Raw genomic sequence first — 1288 nt, 5'->3', positions numbered from 1 at the left:
TTGTTGCCCAGTTCGAGCAACTTGGCGCAAACCCTCAAAAAATGTCCTTCAAAGAAGTTTACGGCGGTCTACAAACGAAGGTTATCGATGGTCAAGAGAACACTTGGTCAAACATCTACGGTAAGAAGTTCTTCGAAGTTCAAGATGGCATCACGGAAACCAACCACGGTATTTTGGATTACCTCGTTGTGACGTCGAACGATTTTTGGCAGAAGCTACCAGAAGATCAGCGTGAACAGCTCAATACCATTATTCAAGAAGTGACTGCTGAGCGTAACGCGGAATCGACCAAAGTGAACTTGGCGAATAAAAACAACATTATCGAAGCGGGTGGTATGGTTCGTACGCTAACGCCAGAGCAGCGTCAAGAGTGGGTGACGGCTCTGCAACCAGTGTGGAAAAAGTTTGAGAAAGACATTGGTTCTGACCTGATTGAAGCGGCTTTGGCTTCAAACCAACAATAACAAAAACGATATCCATTCGCCCTCGGACTCTCTCTAAGCCGAGCTGAGGATGAGGGCTTTTTCCCTTTACTGATGACGTGATGTAATTATGGAACCGACTTTTTTTGCCAAGGCTGGACGAATCACCGATGCCATTGAAGAAACCTTAATAGCTTTCTTCTTAGGTGCGATGACATTGCTGACGTTTGCTAATGTCATTTTTCGCTATGTCTTTAACGATAATATTCTCTGGGCGTTAGAGCTCACCGTATTCATGTTCGCGTGGATGGTTTTAGTTGGCGCTTCGTACGGTGTGAAAAAACACTTTCACATTGGCGTGGATGTCATCATCAATATCGTGCCTGAAGGGCGCCGTAAACTTCTTGCGCTAGTCGCAGCGGCCTGCTGCCTAACCTTTTCGATTCTGCTTTTGATTGGTGCTTGGAATTATTGGTATCCCTTTGCGACAGAGCGCGCATGGTATGAAACCGACGATATCCCAATGCCTGAGTTTTTACAGTTCTTAGCGGATTGGCTTAATGAAGGCGAGCGCTACGAAAAACTGCCACGCTTTATTCCTTATTTCGCTTTGCCGCTTGGTATGGCGATGCTCACTTTCCGTTTTTTACAAGTCACTTGGCAGATCGCTACAGGCAAGCTGGATCGCTTGATTGCAGGTCATGAAGCTGAGGAAGAACTGGAAGCCTTAAAAGAAGAAATGAGTGAAGCTGGCGATGCCATGACTCCTCGTTCCTCGAACGATTCTGAGCACAAGGAGCGCTAAGCCATGGATATTTTACTACTGTTTTTAATGGTGATTGGCTTCATGCTCATTGGTGTGCCAA

Annotated in this window: 2 protein-coding genes; both read left to right on the top strand. The window is 46.0% G+C overall.

The genetic code is table 11. The features are described from left to right. Positions 1 to 464 (top strand): TRAP transporter substrate-binding protein DctP (dctP, locus tag R7P67_RS24825; protein WP_318086318.1); only part of this gene is annotated, 464 nt, incomplete at its 5' end. Between the two features lie 88 nt (positions 465 to 552). Next, the gene (locus R7P67_RS24820) at positions 553 to 1227 is read left to right on the top strand and encodes a TRAP transporter small permease (RefSeq protein ID WP_005479032.1); all 675 of its coding nucleotides are present in this window, start codon (positions 553 to 555) and stop codon (positions 1225 to 1227) included. The last annotated feature ends 61 nt before the right edge of the window (positions 1228 to 1288 follow it).

The sequence above is a fragment of the Vibrio sp. Vb0937 genome (assembly GCF_033338855.1).
This window is presented reverse-complemented; position numbering and strand designations above follow the sequence as displayed.

Excerpts from the sequence above, each read along its gene's own strand:
- R7P67_RS24820 (WP_005479032.1), top strand. The coding sequence starts at position 553 with ATGGAACCGACTTTTTTTGCCAAGGCTGGACGAATCACCGATGCCATT.